Genomic DNA, 6,218 nt, shown 5'->3' on the forward strand with positions numbered 1-6,218 from the left:
TATAAACCGGTAAACTTATTATTTTTGACAACTGCTTTTACAGCAAACTATACAACACTTCGCCAGCAAAACAGGTGGTCAATTTGCCACGAAATCACCTGGTCAACTTCTACGAAATATCCAAACAAGGCGCTGACATTGAGTAAACTGTTGTAAAACTCTTTTTTGTTTCCTCTCTAAATGCTTTTAAAACATTTTGTGCCTAGGTAAACAAATAAAATAATAATCATGATAAACACTCAGGAACTGCGTATAGGCAGTTATATACTTGTTGATAATACTATACAAAAAGTATGGCATCAAAAATGAAGACACTACACAAATACCCTATATAGGTTTTGAAAATAACAACAGTTGCGAGTATGAAGCGGCTGCCTCTGAACGGCTGGCGGCTGTACCTATCTCTAATGAGCTATTAACAGCATTAGGATTTACTTTTCATAGTTATCATAAAACATGGCAACATGAAAGACCAAAGGAAACGGTACCATAGAGTTAAATACAGAATACTCAGCCGTAGATTTTTCTCATCGTTTGCTTGTAAAAGATATTCAGTATCTGCATTTACTGCAGAACCTGTTTTATAGCGTGCAACAGACAGAACTGTTTTTAAAACAATAAACGGTTTAATCAAAGCATAAAACCTTGTTGGTTTGACCTGCTGTTTCTATACCAAAAAGTGGATACTTCAATTGCTTTATTGTAAGGTGTACAGATCCGCAAACCAAAGATAAAAATATCATCAAACAGAGCTAAGCTTTAACACCGGACCTCAGTTTATAAGTGTACCTTACATCTGTTACCGGTTATTCTACCGGTGAATTAATCTAATAAATGTCAAATATTACACAAGTTGTCAGAACGGACAAGAACATGACAACTTTAAAGCAAGGTGTTATTGCATCAGGCTTAGATCAGGTATTAACCACCAGCGGTCCCTATACCCTTTTTGCACCATCGGATATCGCTTTTAGAAAACTGGAAAGTGGGACACTAACCAATTTATTGAAACCTGAAAATAAAGTACAGCTTACACATTTGTTACAGCAACATGTTGTAGCAGGTAAAGTAAACTTTAGTGCCCTTAAAGATGGTCAAAAGCTTACTACTTTACACGGTAAACAATTATCTGTAAAAGTACTGGATGGAAAAGTGAGCATTGATAATGCTACTATTCAAACACAAGATATACATGCATCTAACGGTGTTATCCATTCGCTGGATACGGTACTTGCCAATTAAGTTAGTTCGTCCTTTATATTTGACCAGCCATCCATTAATTGGATGGTTGGTTTTTTTATTTATCCAGGTTTATGCTGTGTCTTACCGGATTGCGGCAGCGGCAGATGGTTTGATACAACACTACAGATTTCCTGCTATTCCAGGTTGTTGTATAGGTGCAGTTGGCAATTGCAATTAATAAAAGGATGCCGTTTTAATAATACTATATCTTTCTTGAAACCAATCAATCCAACAAATTATAATACTGCAATAAATAATAAGGTAAAGAAATGAATTATCTTACACCAGGATTGCATGCTCATTTAATACCTTATTTATACAATCAGTAAAAATGCCCACTAAAAATCAACAAATTGAACAGCTCACCGCGCTTAATAATGAGTTAGAAAATTATTTTAGAAACACCATCATTCCGCAGTTGTTTGTAGATGCCGATTTAAAGCTGAGAAAGTTTACACCACCCGCTATGAAACAGTTTAACCTATCTGAAAATGATATTGGTAAATCTATGCATGATATTAAAGAGAATATTCGCTATAATACGATTTCAGATAATATTCAGCAGGTAATAAGCAGCAACAAAATATTGGAAAGGGAAATTCAGACAACGGATTTCCGGTGGTATCAAATGAACATTATTCCGTACATAACAATACAGGATAATAAAACAAACGGAGTAATTATAACATTTGTAGAAATTACCCAGCGTGTTAAGGATTTAAAAGAATTAGAGAAGGTTATTACTGACCACGAAATTCTTTTAGATACTATTTCTCACGATATAAAGACGCCGCTTACAAGTTTGGTACTGGCTTTTAAAGTAATTAAAAACATGCCGCCAGAAAATGTAGCAGATATTCAAAATCTGTTACAAATACAGGAACAAAGCGTGTTGAAAATGCAAAGTTTAATACAAGAACTGACCGATACGAGAGAGCAGGAACACAAGTATCAAGCGGAGGAAGAACTATTGGATGTAGAAAATATCGTGAACGATGTACGCCTTACACTTAATGGCAGCATTGCACAATCGGGTGCAGTTATAAACAGCGAATTAAATGTGCCGAAAGTTACTTTCTCCCGCCACAAACTGAGAAGCATCATTTATAACCTGGTAAGCAATGCTATTAAGTATAAATCACCTCACCGTACACCGGAAATTCTTATTAAAACAGAACGTGAAAACAATTGCGTAGTTATATCAGTAAAAGATAATGGTATAGGCATAGGCGAAACAGAAAAAGAAGCTGTTTTTTCGAAGTATTTCAGGATAAAAGGCAATGTGGAAGGTTCGGGTATTGGCTTGTATTTAGTACAACAACATGTAAAGTATGCAGGCGGCAAAATTATATTGGAAAGCGAGCCTGATAAAGGTTCTACATTTAAAGTGTATTTAAGAGCGGAGTAGTCTTTTTGTACCCGTTGGTGTTCCTGACCGGCAAAAAAAGAAAACTCTTGTACTGGCAGATCCCCGCGTAAAAAAGCAGCCTGTAAACCTGATATAACCAACGTTCGTGTCTTACGAAGAACCTGTTTTACCTATACTGCAAATGTTACAACAAATCAAAGAAATAGATTTGCGGAATACTACCCCCGGCAGATGCGGGGAGTACGTTAAGATATACAAATGCAATTATAATATTGCCTGAAAACCTAAAACCATTAAACCTATAAACGATTACCTTTTAATTATAACTAAATGTGTTATTTATTAAGTGTACTTTGAGAGATATTCATGTAAGAGCATTTAGTAATCCTTCCAACTCCTCTCCTCCCGGACTTAGTCTGAATCTTTATATCTGCTTTTTTTGGACACTCACTGATTTATATAAAATAATTTTTATGAAAAAAACATCCTTATGTCAGTTCGCAATCTCTGACAATTCACAATTATCACCGCTTGATTTTAATGTTTTACTTAGTAAAGTAATGCATACAAAAGGAAAGGGAAAGAATTCTAATAGCAACACTCTTTTATTGGCCATGCTTTCAAAAGGTTTGGCAGCCGGTGAATATACACCCTTTATCAATCCACCACTTATAGCGCCTTACCTGAATGAAGAAGCACCAGCTATTCAAAGGTATAATTTGGAACTGCAAATAAAGGATCAAAGCAAAGCATTTGATAAAGCAGCAGCAAAATATAACCGTCTTGAGAAGAAGGGTAAAACACTGGGAAAAAAGAAGATGGACATTGAAGGGGAAATTCAAAAGAATCAACACCAGTTACAATTCCGCATGATTGAGGTGATGGCTAAAAGACATCAATTGGCAGATTCATTTGATCAAAGAGATACGAACAGAAGGCTACTGCAAACACCATAAATACAACCTATGAACAACAGCAAAGAAATGGATACGGTAAGCAGTATCCTGAATAACTTAAAGGCAAAGAGACAAGACAATAAATTTGTTATTTCTCTGGATGGGGTCTATTTAGTTTAGCGGTAAATTTTATAAATACGACGAAATAAAAACTATAAAAACATACCGTTTTCAAGGTGATTCAGACACGGCAGACGAAGAATTATCTATCTTATTTAGAGGCTAATAATGGCACTTTTGGCTACAGCCTGAATGCTTATGATGTACATACCAGCCATCCAATGATGGCTACGCAGATTCGATATGCCAGATGACCAATGCGAAACAATAAAACTGTATATGCACCGCTTTTATTTCTATCATACCATCAAACAAAATTATGGAGATAGAAACACTCAGCATAGAAACAATAGCGCTATCCACCTATTACCTCAACATATGAATGCTTACTGGCATGCAGCTAATTACTTATCTGTCGGTCACATGTATTTATATGAGAAACCGCTTCTTAATAAGCCATTCAAAAGGATAATTGGAATGCAGATGTGACTTAATACGACAAGCAAAGGCACGCTGTTATTCCTATTCACTTTCATTCATTGGTTAGAATAACCTTCAGGGTTTTTTCTCTTGCTGCGTTCTCAAATGTGTCATAGGCATTTACTATATCATTTAATGCAAAATGGTGTGTAATGAGTTTAGCAGGATCTAACTTTTTGGCAGTTACTGTTTTTAACAGCATAGAGGTACTAACGGTATCTACAAGACGCGTGGTAATAGTGATGTTTTTAGACCATAATTTTTCCAGATGCAGGCTTACACTTTTACCATGAACACCCACATTAGCAATACGCCCTCCCGGAGCTATTATAGATTCGCACAGTTCAAAGGTGGCAGGAATACCTACCGCTTCAATAGCCACATCAACACCTTTGCCATCTGTAAGGCTCATAATTTTTTCCAAAGTATTTTCAGTACTGCTATTTATAGTGTGTGTAGCACCGAAGGTACCGGCAACCTGCAAGCGGTTATCATCAATATCTACTATAATAATAGCAGCAGGCGTGTAAAACTGCGCTGTAATTAATACAGCCAGTCCAATAGGACCGGCACCCACTACGGCAACGGTATCGCCAGGCTTTACCTGTCCGTTCAAAACACCACATTCAAGAGCCGTAGGCAATATGTCGCTTAGCATTACCAGCGCTTCTTCATCTGCACCTTCGGGTATATGATAAAGGCTGTTATCTGCAAAAGGTATCCGCACATATTCTGCCTGAGTGCCATCAATCAAATGACCTAAAATCCAACCTCCTTTTTCGCAGTGAGAGTACATTCCCTTTTTACAATACTCACATTTGCCACATCCGGAGATGCAGGAAATCAAAACACGGTCATCCTTTTTAAAACCAGTAACAGCACTACCCACTTCTTCCACGGTTCCAACGCCTTCATGCCCTAAAATACGACCATCCGTCACTTCAGGCACATCGCCCTTCAGTATATGCAGATCAGTTCCACAGATAGTAGTTTTATAGATTTTTATCAGCGCATCAGTTTGATCGATAATAGATGGACTGGGCTTTTCTTCCCACGCTTTCTTCCCAGCACCATGATATACTAAAGCTTTCATAAGATTATATTTTTATGTGGAGAATGAAGGCGAAATCGGTTTATCATCCCGGCAGTCATACCTGTGGGTATTAGCTGCCATTTGAATGTACAAGTAATCCTTCGAAAACAATTACATAAGTGAAATAGCGACAACTATATTTATATTGATGCGCTTGTAGCTATATAAGACTCTGTGCTAATCTATCAGCACAGTATCCAGGGAGTGAATAACCCCGTTGGACGATTCTATATCCTGGTTTTGAATTGTCGCATCGTCAATGCATATTTTACCGTTTCTTATAGTCACTGTTACTTCGTTGCCCTTTAAGGTTTTTAATTTATCACCTTCTTTCAGGTTTTTAAAATTAACCTTGTATGCAATAATGTGCCGGCTTAACAGTGCCGTAAGTTGTACTTTGTTTTCAGGCTTCAGCAGACCTTCAAGAGTGCCGCTTTCCAACTTCCCGAAAGCACGGTCGGAAGGCGCAAAAACAGTAAATGGACCTCTGCCTCTTAATGTTTTGTTTAACTCAGAAGCTAGTACTCCTTTGTTCATGGCCGTCAGTGTCTTTTTACTTTTTACAACCTCTGGAATATTTGGCATTTGTTTGATTTTAGTACTGATAAAATAATCAGCAATGTAATTTACCCCTAATAAGCCAGTAATGGTGTTAATGTACTGCTTTTCAAAGCTATTATGGAGGCTTCTCAGTAATGTTTTTATTGGGTAAGACATGCTGCAATCAGGACAAGAAAAACTCTATGGCAGATTGCCGCAATAAAAAAACAGGCTGTAAACCTGCTTTTTTATTGCTTTAACGTGCACGCTATTTGCTAATCCGGAAGAACACTAACAATCTCTTATTATCCTTTTCTCTTCAGTTTTAGATCTTCCAATAGTTTTACCTGATTGGCTATATCCAACTGCTGGTCTTTCTGACTACTTTGATTTTTAGCAATTTTACCGGACAGCTCTTTTTCATCCTTTTGCAGGTTGGCTAATTTCTTTTGAGCTTCTTTTACCACATTTTCCTGGC

Annotated in this window: 8 protein-coding genes; 6 read left to right on the forward strand and 2 right to left on the reverse strand. The window is 37.0% G+C overall.

Annotated elements, in window-relative coordinates:
- Nucleotides 1-268: 268 nt before the first annotated feature.
- The 6 genes from FC093_RS23245 (at nt 269) to FC093_RS24755 (ending at nt 4,116) form a co-directional block, all read left to right on the forward strand.
- Nucleotides 269-493, forward strand: a complete 225-nt coding sequence (locus tag FC093_RS23245) for a hypothetical protein (RefSeq protein WP_137264218.1) — start codon at nt 269-271, stop codon at nt 491-493.
- Between the two features lie 380 nt (nt 494-873).
- Entirely contained in the window at nt 874-1,242 is a 369-nt protein-coding gene (locus FC093_RS23250) for a fasciclin domain-containing protein (RefSeq protein WP_170971209.1), read from the forward strand.
- A 331-nt stretch (nt 1,243-1,573) separates the two neighbouring features.
- Complete coding sequence (locus FC093_RS23255) at nt 1,574-2,650, forward strand: sensor histidine kinase (protein ID WP_137264220.1); 1,077 nt, start codon at nt 1,574-1,576, stop codon at nt 2,648-2,650.
- Nucleotides 2,651-3,084: 434 nt separating this feature from the next.
- A complete protein-coding gene (locus FC093_RS23260; protein ID WP_137264221.1) occupies nt 3,085-3,567 on the forward strand; it encodes a hypothetical protein in 483 nt (160 codons plus the stop codon).
- A 176-nt stretch (nt 3,568-3,743) separates the two neighbouring features.
- Nucleotides 3,744-3,881 (forward strand): hypothetical protein, encoded by a 138-nt coding sequence (locus FC093_RS23945; RefSeq protein ID WP_170971210.1) that lies wholly within the window; start codon nt 3,744-3,746, stop codon nt 3,879-3,881.
- A 124-nt stretch (nt 3,882-4,005) separates the two neighbouring features.
- Entirely contained in the window at nt 4,006-4,116 is a 111-nt protein-coding gene (locus FC093_RS24755) for a phosphoketolase family protein (protein ID WP_394347984.1), read from the forward strand.
- Nucleotides 4,117-4,159: 43 nt separating this feature from the next.
- Here FC093_RS24755 and FC093_RS23270 read toward each other — a convergent pair whose 3' ends face one another.
- Both FC093_RS23270 and FC093_RS23275 read right to left on the reverse strand, forming a co-directional pair.
- Nucleotides 4,160-5,200 (reverse strand): zinc-dependent alcohol dehydrogenase family protein, encoded by a 1,041-nt coding sequence (locus FC093_RS23270; protein WP_137264222.1) that lies wholly within the window; start codon nt 5,198-5,200, stop codon nt 4,160-4,162.
- A gap of 177 nt (nt 5,201-5,377) precedes the next feature.
- A complete protein-coding gene (locus FC093_RS23275) occupies nt 5,378-5,785 on the reverse strand; it encodes a fasciclin domain-containing protein (RefSeq protein ID WP_170971211.1) in 408 nt (135 codons plus the stop codon).
- Nucleotides 5,786-6,218: the final 433 nt, after the last annotated feature.

This window comes from Ilyomonas limi, assembly GCF_005233845.1.
Classification (GTDB): Bacteria; Bacteroidota; Bacteroidia; order Chitinophagales; family Chitinophagaceae; genus Ilyomonas; species Ilyomonas limi.